Genomic DNA, 15,579 nt, shown 5'->3' with positions numbered 1-15,579 from the left:
GTGAACCGCTGTATACAAGACCCGTACGTACAGTGGTGTGAGAGGCGCACCCCCGATAAAAAAAATCGGGGCAGGCTGTGGGCTTATGGCTCACGGCCGCCTACTCGATTGGCGGGTCGTTTTTTTATTTTTCAGTCAGCTACCGATATAAATACATCAACTTCTGCATCATTCCAATCTTGACTTCTTTCATCATACACTTCAAAATCAAATCCAAATTCACGATTTAAGTTAGAATTCCATATCCTTTTCCAAGTGTCAGTTATACAACCGGTCATTACTCCTTTAGCTGTAAACTTGAGATACTTCTGGGCAGGTATTTTTAACTCTGAAAGTTCTTGAGGTGGTTCAGCGTCATTTGCTGCTTTACACCCTATAAAGTAAGAAAAAGGAGAGGTCTCGTCCTTTTCATAATCAAAGTAGACTGCATAAATTTCATTAGATAACTTTTCAGGAATGCGGTCAAAAATTTTTTCAGTCTCAAATTTCTGCCATAAGTTGCCACAATCTTCACTTGATTGATTGTTTTGATTTGTTGTCTTTCCCTTTAGTTGTAATCCAACTAGTTTAAATTTGTCTTTCTTTTCACTCATAAATGTTTGCTTTTTATATGCACGCCAACTTAGCGCGTATATGGCGAGTAGCGGGTAAATGGGCAAGAACCTTTCCGCCAAACACAAGGCAAAAACCAATTTCTAATTTGTATTTTTAAAATTACAAAATTAAATAAATTGGTTTATGGCGACTTCGCGAACTTGCCGGAATTTTCGTTTTGGAAAAATCCCCGCTATTTGCTACATACGGTGTTAGCATCACGGGTTTTAATCTCACGTTATTGTTTGAATTTTGCCATTTCAGCTTTATAACTTTCTAATGATAAATCACCATTTGAAAATTTTAAATTTAATAGTCCGATTTTTTCAGTATCAGATAAAGGTTTTTTATAAATCATCTCTAATATTTCATTTTCGATTTCAAGCGCTTCCAAAATATGTTTTTGTTTGCTAAAAGCTTCAAAATATCGAATACCAAAAATTCTTTGAGAAGATGCATTTAAATGAATTCCATCAGGATTAGCATTTAAACCTGAGGCCGTTACGAAATAACAATTGGGATTGTTTTTAGCGAATTTTTCTAATTCTTCATTTACAATAGAATATGATTTGAAATATTCTCCGTATATACCTTGTGTTAAAAAGGCTCCAAGTCCTCCGATAATTACTGGAATATTTGGAACCTCAAGTTTTTCTCTTAAAGTTTGAACAATGGCAGAAAATTTTTCGCCATAATTTTTAGCATTTGTAGGTTGGCAATCATTTTCTCCTTGATGCCAAAGAATACCTTTCAATTCACTTGTTTTTTGAGCAATTTTTGCCTGAAAAACAGCATTTTTGAAGAGGACTTCATCAACATTCCAATCGTCTAAACTGGTTCCTCCATCTGCACAAGGAATCAAACCGATGTCATTTGTTTGATTTTTCAAATGCAATGCAGCGGCAAAGGAAGAGGCTAAACCAACACCTGCATTTGGGCGGTCATAATTTATTGGTTCAACCATTGTCTGCCATCTCCCGTTTCGAAGCATTTTTATATGTTCGTTATAAATCGTTGGTACATCCTTCAGGAAACCACGTCCTCCCATATTTGACTGACCAATCATTAAAAAAGAGTGCGTCATTTTTATCTTAACTTGTTTTTAAATTGTTTGCTTTCATTTTTCTGTCTTGCCTCTAAGGATAGTGTATATGAAAAGTAGCATTTTTTACGCACGGATTTTTTTCGGTTTGATACTGATTATAAAATTATGAAAATCACTTTGGATTAAGCAATTCAACCGCTATTTTTTATATACTTTTTTAGCGGTAGTAATTTTTTCAATTAAATGATGCTCTGAATTGCAATGGCGTTTGTTGTGTGTTTTTTTTAAACATAGTACTGAATGATTGAGGGTATTCAAATCCCAAATCATAAGCGATTTGTTTTATGCTTAAATTTGTTGTGGAAAGCAGTTCTTTCGCTCTTTCAACTATGGATTCTTGAATATGGGTTTGCGCATTTCGGCCGGTAGTATTTTTCAATAAATCACTCAAATAATTGGGAGAGACACTGAGCTTTTCCGCAAAAAAGTTGACCGTTGGAACACCCGATAGTGTAGCATCACTTTTTAGGTATACATCCATTATTTCTTCCATTTTCACTAAAATATCACTATTTATAGACCTTCGTGTCAAAAACTGCCTATTGTGAAAACGTTTTGCATAATTGAGAAGCAGGTCAATGTGTGATACTATTAAATCCTGACTGTAATGGTCAATGTTATTTTTTAGTTCATCCTGCATTTGAAGCATCAAGGACATAATGATATTGTCCTCTTTTTCAGAAAGGTGAAGTGCTTCTGCAGTAGAATAGGAGAAGAATCCATAATTACCTATAACTTTACCTAATTCATAATGCCGTATAAGGTCAGGTTTAAAAACCATCATATATCCTGATACGGGGTAATCCACAGGATTCGTGACAGAAAAGATTTGACCTGGCTTGGTAAAACTCATTACTCCTTCATCAAAATCATAATGACCTTGTCCGTACCGAAACTTGCCTGAAGCCTCTTTTTTAATAGCTACACAATAGAAATCATAATAAAAGCTGCTCCAAATTTCATTAGAATCGAATTTCAAATGCTCAAAATCGATCACGCTTATCAAAGGATGAATTGGTTTTGGCAAATTGAATAATCTATGAAGTTCAGATATTGACCCAATTTTATATGGAGCAGTTTTTTTCACACTATTCTTGTTTAAAATCAGTTGATAAAGATAAGGCTTTCCATTGTTCCATTTCTCCTTTTTCGTTTTTACGAACCTCCAAAATGGCATTGTAACTATCAGAACCTAATGGAAGATGCAATGGCGGATTGGGCATTTCTGCAAGTTTCACAACTACCTCTGCCAATTTTTTAGGATTACCCAATTGTTTCCCGTCATAGCCTGTAAACTGTTCTACCTGTTTACCTAAATTGTAGGCTTCAATTTTATTTTCCACAACATTGAGTGTCTCCTCATTCATAAAATTTGTACGAAATGTTCCTGGAGCAAGGATAGTTACTTTGATGCCATGTGGTGCTACTTCTTGAGCAAGTGCTTCTGATAGTCCAATAACCGCATATTTAGATGCACTATAGCTTCCGTTAGCGGGATAACTCATATAGCCCATCATAGATGCTGTATTGATAATATGCCCCGATTTTTGCTTGCGTAGGTGTGGCAAAACATTTCTGATGATATGGGTCATTGCAAAAACATTAACATCCATTGTTTTTCTAAACTCGGCATCACTTATTTCTTCGATATTACCCAACAGGTTATACCCTGCATTATTGACCACTACATCTATTTGTCCAAATTCATCTATACCTTTTGAAATAGCATTTTCAACCTCTTTTTCATTGGTGATGTCCAGCTTTATTGGAAGCAAATTTCCTTTGTGTTCCTCAATTTTTTCTATAAGCGTGTCCGTATTTCGAGAAGTCGCAATGACTTTATCGCCATTACTCAAAACTGCTTTTGTAATTTCAAGTCCCATCCCTTTAGACGCTCCTGTAATGAACCAAACTTTCTGTATATCCATAATTTTTTGTTTTCTACAAAGCTACAAGGCATACAGATTTATAAAGTTCTCAAATCAAGGATAAATGTATTTAAATTCAAGATTACAGTTACTTTTGGCTTATTACCGCTAACTGGTTTTGTATATGAAAGTAGTGGATTTTTAAACACTAATTTTCGGTTTATTACTGACTTTTATTTTATTAATTATTCTTGGTTTAAGCACTAAAACCGCTATTTTATATATGTTGTTGCCCACAGTACTTATTTTTTCCAATTTTGAAGTCGGTCGAGATATAAATAACTTTCTACGAAGTTTTTATGTTCAGAACTTGTCATTTTCTCCAATAAATTCAATGCTGAAATATAACTTGCTAAATTTCCATTTGACGAACTGAATTTTCCATCCTCAACAAATGTTACCAAACTGTCATTCTGTACTTTTAAATTCGGATAGTCTTTTTGTAGTTGTTCTCCACCACCAATCCAAGTAACGATTTTATGTCCATCTGCAATTCCAGATTTTCCGATTAATTGAGCTCCAGCACAATTGCTCACAACAAATTCAGTTTCTTTATTTTTCTCTTTTATGAAGTTTACGATTTTTTCGTTGTGAACTTGTGCGTACATATCATAAGCACTTGGCACAAAAAGAGCTGTTAATTTTGGGCAATTATCAAATGTAAAATCTGGCAAAATTTTTATTCCTTCTTCGGTTGTGATTGGCTTTTCAGTTTCTGCAATTGTTAATACGTTAAAAATCTGTTTTCCACTTTTGGTTGGTTTTGCGAAAACGTCAGAAGTTGCAATCACTTCGCTTTGTAAAACTCCATTATACATCAAAAGGCCGATTGTTGGCAATTCCGATTTGAATGGTTTTAAGTGTTTTGTTAGCGTATCCGATTTTATTTCCGTTTGAGTTATGTTCTCTTTTTCGATATTATTTTTCGTTTTTTCAGAGTTGCAACTTATCAGAATAATTGCGAAAAATATTATTGTTAAAACTCTAAATTTTGTCATTTCGTTCTGTTTTTATCGTATTGTAGGCAACGGTCTCGTGTATGAGCACTAGCGGCTTATATGCACTAACTTTTCAGTTTAGAGTAAAGATAGCTAAAAAGTAGAAACGTAGAAATTGGCACTTTCTCCGCTATTGCTTATAGCACACATTGTTGTAGCCAGTTATTTTACCTTCTCATTTTTAATTTTTTCTATCATTTTCTCTGCATTTCCTTTTGTTCCACCAAGACTTATTGCTTTGTTATAGCTATCTAATGCTAGATCATATTGTTTATTTGTATAATAGGCTTCTCCTAAACTATCAAATAGATTAGCATCTTTAGGGAACTCCTTTGTAGCTAATTTAAAAATTTTTATTGACTCATCATTTTTGCCAAGTCTTAATAGTTCATATCCTAATTTATTCAGTTCGCTTGGGTTTTGAAAAGTGTATTCCTTTTCAGAATTTTCTTTAAGCAAATAGTAAGACTTTATAGCTTTATTTACATCGTTGACAGATTCTTTTCTTATAGCTTGATAAATTGATTTTTTAGGAATTTCATAATCCTTTCCTAGCATTAAGTTGTGGATAGTATGCCCTAAATCCCAAACTCTATTTCTATTATTGGACAATAGAATTATCGTAATATCATTTTTAAAATCATTCAAAAAGATAGATTCAAATTTATATGATATTCCATTGTGCCTTTGTAGGCTATCTTCTTCAAAGTATTCGCCAAGTGATGATGTTTTGTCGTTTGCGTATGGGTTTTTCAATAAAGTTTGAAGTGATTTTTGAGAGATTAAAACATTTGAATTCATTGCTTTTATCCATTTGTATAAATCGTTGATGTCAACCCATAACCAACCACTAATAAAACTCATTTCGGAATCAGGTACGTACTAAAAAACAAAGAAGAATATGTACTGGGAGTGGTAGAGTAGAATAAAATAATTAAGAATAGAAATGATTTTTAACCACTTATAAGGCAATTAATGAAAGAGGTGATCGCAAAACACTGTTTGCAATGCTTCAGGTATTTGCATTTTTAGCATGCGACCCTCTTAACGTTAAGTATAAGCGTAGTGCGGGTTTCATAGTTTTTCAGTATCGATTATCTCTATTTTTATTAAAAGCAAAAGAAGCTCTATTTTAGCAGTTCAGCCCGCATTACGCTTATACAATGTGCCTGTTGCACAACTCAAAAATAATGAAAGTTTGATTGCGTCTTTCTTTAGTTTTCAGTATTTTTAAATAAACTCTTGCAAGGAAAAAAGCACCACCAACCCAAGCTGTTTACCACCTTTCAACTCTCTGATAGAGTGCCTTTAAATAACTTTTACAGAAGACTTAAGGACGTTTTGGACATACGTTCTCTTTATAAAGAAACACGCAAATACTACGGTGTTTGCGGTCAAAAATCACTCGATCCTGTCGTATTTTTTTAAGCTTTGTTTAGTGGGATATTTAGAAAATATCATTAGCGATAGAAAGTTGATAGATCATTGCAGCATGCGTTTAGATATCCTGTTTTTTCTGGACTATGATATAGATGAGGAACTGCCCTGGCATAGCACACTAAGCCGTACCAGGCAGCTGTTTCCAGAGGAAGTGTTTGAATCAGTATTTGAGCATATTTTCGGTATGTGTGTAGTAAAAGGAATGGTTTCAGGTCATACCCAAGCCATTGACTCAGCTCCGGTTAAAGCCAATGCAAGTATGGATAGTCTCGAATTAAAGGTGCCAGAGGAAGACTTAGAAGAGCATTTACGTAAAGTACGTTATATGAGTACTCTTGACCGTAGTCGTAAAGCTAAGGTAAATAAGGCTGACAAAAACCAACAAACTATAACTGCCAGCCAGGGTGAGTTACAAGAAATTAAGAGTCGTAATAAAAAGTGGAGCCAGGACCAGGATCAGCGTGTAGGTGCAGGTAATAAAGGATCTAAGTATACCAGTAATAAAACCCATTACAGTCCTACTGATCCAGATGCGAGAATAAGTGTGAAGCCAGGAAAAGCAAGAAAGCTCAACTACCTTTCCCAGATGTCAGTTGATACAGCCCACCATGTGATTAGTCACATAACAGCAGACTTTGCAGATAAAAAAGATAATCAGTGCCTTCCTACTATTATCGAAAAACTAAAGCCAAGACTTCATAAAAAAGGAATGTTTTGGAATAACATACTTGCCGATACCGCTTACAGTAGTGGAGAGAATTATGCCTTACTAGAAAAAGAAGCTATAGACTCCTACATACACCTCACGGAACTTATAAAGGCGGTCCGGATGGGTTTACATACATAGCAGAAGGAAATTATTACCTGTGTCAAAATAATAAAAAACTCCTATTTAAGGGAGCCAAATATAATGTAAAAGGCATACTGGACGATCACTATGCGACCCGCAGACAAGACTGCATTGACTGTCCTTTTAAACTAGAATGCAAAGGAAAAAGCTATGAGAAACGAATACGTGTAACTTCCTACAAAAAGGAGTATGAGCGAGCCATAAGCAGGGTTAAAAGTAAAAAAGGTCGGTACATGAAAAGCAAACGGCAATCCACCGTAGAGCCGGTTTTTGGAACGTTAACTCAATTTATGGGTTTACGTAAAGTAAACACGCTTGGAATTAAGCAAGCCAATAAAGTAATGATGATGGCTGCGGTGGCCTACAACATCAAAAAATACCTAAAATTCACCAAAAAACTGACCAATATCATGAGCAAAGAAGCCAAATTGGCGGCTACATACTTTATTGATCAATTTTGGCGTAATTTCTTCGCTTCTAAGCCTGGGAAAATAACAAACCTATTCTGCTGATTCTCCAAAAATGAAGGCCTAAAAAGACCTTAAATGTGCTCAGTATTTTTCATTCAAGAGGGTTGTGCAACGGCTACCTTTGTTGGCAACAGTTTTTATATGGTTCCTTGTTTTAAAAAAAAAGTTTTTACATTCTTCTTTTCTAATAAGCTTTTAATAAAATTTTCAATTTCTATGTCTGATAAGATTGGACTTTCAATTTGCATCGACCTTAATGAACCGTCTTCTTGAGGTGCTATTAAAATTGTTCTGCCGTGTTTTAAGTTAAAAAGACGCATATTTACTATTGCATACTCATCTCTGTTAGATGTTAAAAAAGCGAGATAATCTATTTTATTGTTTTTTGTTTTGAAAAATCCCTCGCCAATGTAATCTGGATTGTTTCTTGAACTAATATATATACCTGCGTGTGAGTAATCTTTTGTGTCAATGAAGTCTGTTAAAATAACAATGGAAAAAAAGACTTCATTTGGTTTGTTGTTGAGTGATTTTTGATTGAAACGGTTTTTATTAACTGAAAAAAAAGAATAGAGCAGCTTTTTCTCATTTAAGTCTATTCCAGTAAAATTTCCTCCATTTCCAACTCCATTGAAAGTGTCTTCTCCAAGAAGAGAGTATTCTGGAACTGGCCAAGCTCCAAAATTAATTGGTAGTCTATTTTCCTTACTATTGCGGTATTTAATATCTTGTTTTAGCATTTCAATGTTCCATTTTGTGGAATCCTGCCTATTATTTAGGTGCTCAAGTTCTTTAGTTTTATTCCAATTCAAAGAATCTTTTTGTGCGTAACTTTCTAATGATAGAAGAAAAAATAAACTTATAAGGATTATTATTCGTTTTTTCATATTGTTAAATTTCTATATTCAACTAAAGGACGATGAAAATTTGTCAATGTTGCAAAATTGTGCCTAACAAGCGCATAATAACATAAAAGTTGTCATTATATCCGCTATGTCCTTAAGTGCAATCTAATGGATTTTTTATTGTTTTAAAAGCATCCGTTGCCACATGAGTATAAACTTCGGTGGTTCTTGTTGAAGCATGCCCTGGTAATAGCTGAATATATCGTAAATCTGTTCCAGCTTCTAATAAATGATTGGCGAAAGAATGTCGGAGCATATGTGGTCTGACCTCTTTATTTATATTGGCAGCTTTTGCTGCTGTTTTAACAATTTGCCTTACACTGCTCCCGCTATATGAATGTCCTGCTTTTCCTTCAAACAAATAGTTTTGAGGTTTATATTGCTTGTAATACAACCGTAATTTTAACAGAAGTTTATCACTTAATATGCTAAAACGATCTTTTTTACCTTTTCTTTGATTCACTCTAATGGTCATGCGTTTACTGTCTATATCTTTAATTTTTAAATTGAGCAGCTCACCTCTCCTAAGTCCCGAGGAGTATAATAAACTGATGATGTACTGGTGTTTAAGGTTAAATGTTTTGTTGATCATTAATAATACTTCTTCTTTACTCAAGATTTCCGGTAAACGTTCGGCTTTTACGGGTCGCTCTATAGAATAAAAACGGTTTGGCATTCCTTCTACCACCTCGTAATAAAATTTAATGCTGTTAATTGCTACATTAATATAGGAGTCGGAATACTGAAGCTGTATTAAGCCTTTAAGATAATTTTTGATGTCACTTTCATCAATACCCATCAACTGTTTAGAAGGAAAATGCCTTCTGAACCGATCAAAGCAAGAGGAATAATTTTGCGCTGTATTATAAGCATACCGTTTCAATTCCAATTTCTGAAAGTAAGCCTCCGGAATCTTTGGATATTTCTTGCGCAAATCATCTATTTTTACCTCTTCCCCATACTTGCTTACTGGCTTATTTAGATCGAAGTATTTCATATTAACCCACGCGATACCTTTGAAGGTCTTTAGTATAGAATAAAAATTCTTTTGTGTATTGTTTAAATACACCATTTGAAATTTCTCACTCCATTTTACTTCAGGCATTGATTTAATCAGAGCTTGAATAACTTTGTCGGGATAAAACTGAAGACCAATTTTCTTTTCATTGTTAATTAACAGGTGCTTCAGAGTGATTTTCTTCTGTAAATTCATGATTTTCAACATTTTATTTTCTTTAAATAGAAGGTAGAAGCGTTTGAAACCAAAATTATCCGTAGATTTAAACGTATAATAAACGTAAAAATCTACGCTTATGAGAAAATGTCCTAATTGCAAAGAGGAGATTATTGGTAGGTCAGATAAGAAATTCTGCTCGCCTTACTGTAAGTCGAACTACCACTACGAGCATAATAAACAAAAGGAGAGTAGTCTTTTTAAGCAAATAGACAAACAGCTTAAAATCAACAGAAAAATCCTTAAAAACTTCAATAAAGCAGGTAAAGCCACTATTCGCAAAGATAAGTTGTTAACAGAAGGCTTCGATCCTAAATACTTTACCCACTACTGGAAAAATGCAAAGGGAGAGGTCTATTTATTCTGTTATGAGTTTGGTTTCCTGGCTAAAAAAGATGCTAAAGGTATTGAACGCTTCATTTTAGTGCAATGGCAACCTTATATGGACTAGAGTTATATTTCGTATCCGACAGTAAACGTTTACAAACGCTTACAAACGAATACAAAAGACATCAAACGTTTATCAACCGATTAACTTTTAGCCCATCCCACACCTTTGTGATGTTGCTGCCAAAGTGGTAGCCACTTAAATCAATAAATAACAATTAAAATTTAAAACCATGTACAATCTAAAAAACAACGTGCAGTTAATTGGTCGCTTAGGTGCTAAGCCGGAAATTAAAACTTTCGAAAACGGAAAGAAATTAGTCAACATTAGCCTGGCTACAAATGAAACCTACAAAAACCAAAAAGGAGAGAAGGTGGAAGAAACTCAATGGCATAGGTTATCTGCCTGGGGTAAAATTGCAGATATCGCTGAAAAATATACGGATAAAGGCATGGAAGTAGCTATTTCCGGTAAATTGGTCTACAGGAATTACGAAAACAAACAGGGAGAAAAACAATATATTACCGAAATACAGGTGAATGAATTGTTGCTGCTAGGCAATAAATAATAAATGCAAAGCTGCGGACCTATGATTAGTCCGCAGCTTATTTTCGTTTAATTAGGGTACTCTTTATAAAAACTAAGATGTTCGAAAACCAAATAAACTTTGCTTGTGAAAGCGAGCGGGAAGCGCGTGGAATTGCAGCGTGGTTCGCCAGCTGGCGAATTGTCTTGATTTTTCCCAAAGGGATGCCTTTGGCATTCTATCTTTTGTATCAAGTCTTCGCAGGTTGATAACTGAACCTCAGAGGAAATAACAAACCTTTTGGTACAGCAGAAAATAGTGGTAAAGCTAAAGTTTTCCTGCTGATTTAAATCTGTGAGGCTATCCCGCCAGCTGGCGGGGATTATAGGGGTGTCATTCGGTAACCAGCCTCAAGAAAGAAGTTTAGCTAACAGATACTAGTTATATAGTAAACAAAAGATTAAGAATAAAATTTGGTTTAAAAATTCTTGGAACTTAAGTTAAACCTCAATGCTCAATGAAATTCCTGTTTTTTGAGTTTTTGTACTTAGATTTAATATTGAAAATATTAATGTAAAAGCAAAAATACCAAGTTTATAGGTGGAATTTATTTTTCATGAGGAGTCTAATAAAATCTTCTAAAAATCTCTTTATAGTCTCAGAAAAAATAAACTCTCGAAATTATTGTAATCATTTTAGCCAGTCGTTTCTTTCCTTAAAAGTCTTTGCTTAAATTCATGCTCTGATTTTTTTAATACCCAATCAAGCTGCCATTTTATGTACTTAATTTACGATACCGAGACCACCGGACTTCCCCAGAATTACAATGCACCTTTAACAGATGCAGACAACTGGCCTCGTTGCGTACAAATAGCCTGGCAATTGCACGATGCCAAAGGAAAACTACTGGATGCACAAAACCATATTGTGCAGCCGGAAGGTTATGACATTCCTTATAATGCTGAAAAAGTGCATGGAATCTCTACAGAGCGTGCCCAAAAAGAAGGAAAGCCACTTATTGAAGTACTGAAAGCTTTCCAGGAAGTATTGGAAAAAACTGATGTGGTGGTGGGCCATAATATCAGCTTTGATATTTCCATCATGGGTGCTGAGCTGCTCAGGAAATCCCTCTCTGAAAAGGTACTCACTGAAAAGCAGATTATTGATACCAAAGATGAGTCTACCGATTTCTGCGCCATTCCCGGAGGCCGTGGTGGTAAATTTAAATGGCCGACACTTACTGAGCTACACACTAAACTATTTGGAAAAGGCTTTGGAGATGCGCATGATGCAGCCTACGATGTGGATGCCACGGCCAAATGTTTCTTTGGGTTGATCAAAGCCAATGTGATAAAGCCATTAGGTGACACTTTAGTAGAAGCTATCCATTATGAGCCTCCTGTATTGGAAGCAGCCAATTTTGCCCAGGCAGGAAAAAGCGATGAGAAAGCAGCTGAAGATGCCCTCAAAAAAGCTAAAAAAGCAGATATTTCCGGGCTGGATGATACCCCTTTTGTACACTTACATTGTCATACGCAGTTCTCTGTTTTACAGGCCACTACTGAAATACCTGCCATGATGGCCAAGGCCAAAGAACTCGGAATGCCTGCCATAGCTATGACGGATCATGGCAATATGATGGGTGCTTATAATTTTGTAAGAGAAGCCCATAAGCAAGGCATTAAGCCTATTGTAGGCTGTGAGTTTTACCTTTGCCAGGATAGGAATAATAAGAAAAGTAAGGACGATGGTTACCAAACCGTGCTCCTGGCGAAAAATAAAAAAGGCTACCATAATCTTGCTAAATTATCATCCACAGCTTTCGTGGAGGGTTTTTACTATGTTCCGCGAATTGATAGGGAAGTGCTGGTACAGTACAAAGGAGATTTAATTGCTACCACAGGTGGTGTGTGGGGAGAAGTGCCTTTCCTCATTCTTAATGCAGGTGAGCAGCAGGCGGAGGAAGCCTTTGTTTGGTGGAAAGAAACTTTCGGGGACGACTTCTACGTGGAACTCAATCAACACGGAATTCCTGAAGAACAGAAAATCAATGAAGTACTGTTGAAGTTTGCCAAAAAGTATGATGTAAAATATTTCGCAGCCAACAATACTTATTATACCAATAAAAATGATGCAGAAGCACACGATATTCTAATCTGTGTGAAGGATGGTGATTTTGTAACCAAACCCAAAAAATACATAGGGAAGCGTGGAAGGGAGTACCGTTATGGTTTACCTAACGATGAGTTCTACATCAAATCTCCTGATGAAATGAAGAAGCTTTTTGCTGAGTATCCGGAAGCCATCAGCTGTACTGCAGAAATTGCTGAACAAATAGAAGGCTATGAGCTGGCCAGGGATGTTCTTTTACCTAAATATGATATTCCACAGGAATTTGTTGATCCTAAGGATGATGAGGATGGAGGTAAAAGAGGAGAGAATGCTTATTTAAAACATATTACTTACGAAGGAGCCAAAAAGCGTTACGAGGAAATAACGCCTGAAATAAAAGAAAGGCTTGACTTTGAGTTGGCAACCATTGAAAAAACAGGTTATCCCGGTTACTTTTTGATTGTGCAGGATTTCACCACAGCAGCCCGGAAAATGGATGTAGCAGTAGGGCCGGGCAGGGGTTCGGCAGCAGGTTCAGCCGTAGCCTATTGCATAGGGATTACCAATATGGATCCGATCAAGTACGATCTCCTTTTTGAGCGTTTTCTGAATCCTGACAGGGTTTCCTTGCCCGATATTGATATTGACTTTGATGACCATGGCAGGCAGCGGGTTATCGATTATGTAATTAAGAAATATGGAGCCAACCAGGTGGCACAAATTATTACTTACGGTACCATGGCAGCCAAGTCGGCCATCAGAGATACTGCCAGGGTAATGGAATTGCCACTTTTTGAAGCTGATAAAATTGCTAAACTAATTCCGGATATCAAACTCAAAGCTTTATTTGATTTGGGCGAAGATAAAAAGAAGCTTTCTGCTAAATTGAAAAACAATGGAGAATCCATTGCCATGGCAGAGCAGTTACTGGCTTTGGCTAAAATTGATGATCCGGCCGGAAAAGTAATTAAGCAAGCCAGAATTTTGGAAGGCTCTGTTAGAAATACCGGAATTCACGCCTGTGGTGTAATCATCACGCCTGATGATATTACCAAATTTGTGCCTGTGGCCTTGGCCAAGGATTCAGACATGTATTGCACCCAGTTTGATAACGCAGTGGTGGAAAGTGCCGGCTTGCTGAAGATGGACTTCTTAGGCTTAAAAACCCTGACACTCATTAAAGATGCGGTGCGTATTGTGGAGGAAAGGCATGGTATCAAGCTCGATCCTGAAACTTTTGCGCTGGATGACCAGAAAACTTATGAACTTTTTCAACGTGGCGAAACAGTCGGGATATTCCAGTATGAATCTCCCGGCATGCAAAAATACCTCCGTGACCTGAAACCAACAGAATTCTCAGATCTCATCGCCATGAACGCCCTCTACCGTCCGGGCCCGATAGAATATATTCCTAACTTCGTAAAGAGGAAAAACGGGCTGGAGGAAATCTCTTATGATTTGCCGGAAATGGAAGAGCTGCTGAAAGAAACTTACGGTATCACAGTGTACCAGGAGCAGGTGATGTTGCTTTCGCAGAAATTAGCAGGCTTTACCAAAGGTGAGGCGGATGTTTTGCGTAAAGCGATGGGTAAGAAGATATTTGCCTTACTGGAGCAGTTGAAGCCAAAATTCGTGAACCAGGGAGCAGAAAGAGGCCATCCGAAAGATAAATTAGAGAAAATTTGGAAGGACTGGGAGGCTTTTGCTGCTTATGCCTTTAACAAATCCCACTCTACTTGCTATGCATGGATTGCCTACCAGACGGCCTACTTGAAAGCCCATTATCCGGCTGAGTACATGGCTTCTGTGCTAAGCAATAACATGAACAACATCACCGATGTCACCTTCTTTATGGAAGAGTGCAAGCGGATGGAGCTGGCTGTTTTGGGGCCTGATGTGAACGAATCCAATGCCGGTTTTACGGTAAATGATGCAGGTCAGGTCCGTTTTGGCCTGGCTGCGATTAAAGGTGCAGGAAGTGTTGCTGTAGAAAGCATTATCACAGAAAGGAAAGAAAACGGAGCATACAAAGATATTTTTGATTTTGCAGAGCGTATTCCGCTAAAAAGTGTCAATAAAAAAACCTTTGAAGCATTGGCTATGGCAGGTGGTTTCGATTGTTTTACCGAGTACCATAGAAGGCAGTTCCTGGAGGGCAATGGCGATGACTCCAATCTTATAGAAAAAATCATAAAATATGCTCAGAAAATTCAGCAGGAGAAAACCAGTGCGCAAACTTCTTTATTTGGTGGGGATACAGGAGTAGCCATTCCTCCACCGAAAGTGGAAGCCATGGAGCCTTACTCAGAATTGCACAAACTGAATATTGAGAAAGAGGTGGTAGGGCTATTCATTTCCGGCCATCCGCTGGATACCTACCGTTTCGAAATGGAAAGCTTCTGTAATACAGCACTTTCTGAGTTGAATGATCTGGAAAGCCTGGCTAGTAAAAATGAGATTAAACTTGGAGGGATAGTAACATCTGTTGCTCACCGAACCACTAAAACCGGCAAGCCATTTGGTACCATTACTATTGAGGACTACGCAGGATCATTCCAGTTTTTCCTGTTTGGTGATGATTACCTCGCCTACAAAAATTTTATGGAAACAGGTTGGTTTGTGTATGTTTCAGGCAGAGTAGCACGAAAGAAGTGGGGGGATGGTGCTTTGGAATTCAAAATCAGTAATTTTGAACTGCTTTCTGAATTAAGAAACAAACGAAGCAAAGGTTTAAAAATCACTATCGATTTACAGGATATCAATGAAGCCCTCATCACTGAACTGGATAATTTGTGCCAGACTTTCAAAGGAGAGTGCAATGTGCAAATTCAGATTACAGATAAAAATGCTGGCTTTTTGGTAGATGCGATGTCACGAAAATATAAAATTAACCCTACTAATGAGTTAATTAGTGGCTTGAGAAGATTGCCGGAACTGAGTTATAAAATACTGACTTAAAAAGAGTAATGGTTAAAACAAAATGAAGTAGTGAAAAAGCAGAATAATAGCTAACTCAAGAATATCCCATC

At 36.6% G+C, this 15,579-nt stretch carries 13 protein-coding genes; 5 read left to right on the top strand and 8 right to left on the bottom strand.

Translation table 11 applies throughout. The annotated features are described in order from the left end of the window. Nucleotides 1–131: 131 nt before the first annotated feature. The 6 genes from IEV85_RS04300 to IEV85_RS04275 form a co-directional block, all read right to left on the bottom strand. Entirely contained in the window at nucleotides 132–593 is a 462-nt protein-coding gene (locus IEV85_RS04300; protein WP_188460564.1) for a GyrI-like domain-containing protein, read from the bottom strand. Between the two features lie 239 nt (nucleotides 594–832). Further along, complete coding sequence (locus IEV85_RS04295) at nucleotides 833–1,678, bottom strand: sialate O-acetylesterase (RefSeq protein ID WP_188460563.1); 846 nt, start codon at nucleotides 1,676–1,678, stop codon at nucleotides 833–835. 196 nt (nucleotides 1,679–1,874) lie between these two features. After that, nucleotides 1,875–2,786, bottom strand: coding sequence for a helix-turn-helix domain-containing protein (locus IEV85_RS04290; protein ID WP_188460562.1), 912 nt, complete (start codon nucleotides 2,784–2,786; stop codon nucleotides 1,875–1,877). Nucleotide 2,787: 1 nt separating this feature from the next. Next, entirely contained in the window at nucleotides 2,788–3,627 is an 840-nt protein-coding gene (locus IEV85_RS04285) for an SDR family NAD(P)-dependent oxidoreductase (RefSeq protein WP_188460561.1), read from the bottom strand. A gap of 242 nt (nucleotides 3,628–3,869) precedes the next feature. Further along, entirely contained in the window at nucleotides 3,870–4,625 is a 756-nt protein-coding gene (locus tag IEV85_RS04280; protein ID WP_188460560.1) for a DJ-1/PfpI family protein, read from the bottom strand. 162 nt (nucleotides 4,626–4,787) lie between these two features. Next, complete coding sequence (locus IEV85_RS04275) at nucleotides 4,788–5,489, bottom strand: tetratricopeptide repeat protein (protein ID WP_188460559.1); 702 nt, start codon at nucleotides 5,487–5,489, stop codon at nucleotides 4,788–4,790. A gap of 574 nt (nucleotides 5,490–6,063) precedes the next feature. Between IEV85_RS04275 and IEV85_RS24820 the strand changes: the two genes are divergently transcribed. Further along, a complete protein-coding gene (locus IEV85_RS24820; protein WP_229712501.1) occupies nucleotides 6,064–6,912 on the top strand; it encodes a transposase in 849 nt (282 codons plus the stop codon). Then, complete coding sequence (locus IEV85_RS24815; protein WP_345259317.1) at nucleotides 6,909–7,427, top strand: transposase; 519 nt, start codon at nucleotides 6,909–6,911, stop codon at nucleotides 7,425–7,427. The genes IEV85_RS24820 and IEV85_RS24815 overlap by 4 nt, the downstream gene beginning before the upstream one ends. 95 nt (nucleotides 7,428–7,522) lie before the next feature. Here IEV85_RS24815 and IEV85_RS04265 read toward each other — a convergent pair whose 3' ends face one another. Together IEV85_RS04265 and IEV85_RS04260 are read right to left on the bottom strand one after the other, a co-directional pair. After that, entirely contained in the window at nucleotides 7,523–8,272 is a 750-nt protein-coding gene (locus tag IEV85_RS04265) for a hypothetical protein (RefSeq protein ID WP_188460558.1), read from the bottom strand. Between the two features lie 112 nt (nucleotides 8,273–8,384). Further along, nucleotides 8,385–9,503 (bottom strand): phage lytic cycle repressor MrpR family protein, encoded by a 1,119-nt coding sequence (locus tag IEV85_RS04260; protein WP_188460557.1) that lies wholly within the window; start codon nucleotides 9,501–9,503, stop codon nucleotides 8,385–8,387. A gap of 100 nt (nucleotides 9,504–9,603) precedes the next feature. On the opposite strand from IEV85_RS04260, the gene IEV85_RS04255 reads away from it, so the two are divergent. The 3 genes from IEV85_RS04255 (at nucleotide 9,604) to dnaE (ending at nucleotide 15,508) form a co-directional block, all read left to right on the top strand. After that, a complete protein-coding gene (locus IEV85_RS04255; protein ID WP_188460556.1) occupies nucleotides 9,604–9,975 on the top strand; it encodes a hypothetical protein in 372 nt (123 codons plus the stop codon). Between the two features lie 169 nt (nucleotides 9,976–10,144). Next, on the top strand, nucleotides 10,145–10,480 hold the full coding sequence (locus IEV85_RS04250; protein WP_188460555.1) for a single-stranded DNA-binding protein: 336 nt from the start codon (nucleotides 10,145–10,147) through the stop codon (nucleotides 10,478–10,480). A 735-nt stretch (nucleotides 10,481–11,215) separates the two neighbouring features. Next, nucleotides 11,216–15,508, top strand: coding sequence for a DNA polymerase III subunit alpha (gene dnaE, locus IEV85_RS04245; protein WP_188460554.1), 4,293 nt, complete (start codon nucleotides 11,216–11,218; stop codon nucleotides 15,506–15,508). The last annotated feature ends 71 nt before the right edge of the window (nucleotides 15,509–15,579 follow it).

It is taken from the genome of Marivirga lumbricoides (assembly GCF_014636295.1).
Taxonomy (GTDB): domain Bacteria; phylum Bacteroidota; class Bacteroidia; order Cytophagales; family Cyclobacteriaceae; genus Marivirga; species Marivirga lumbricoides.
The sequence above is the reverse complement of the archived record's forward strand: the minus strand, read 5'-3'. Positions and strand labels throughout refer to the sequence as shown.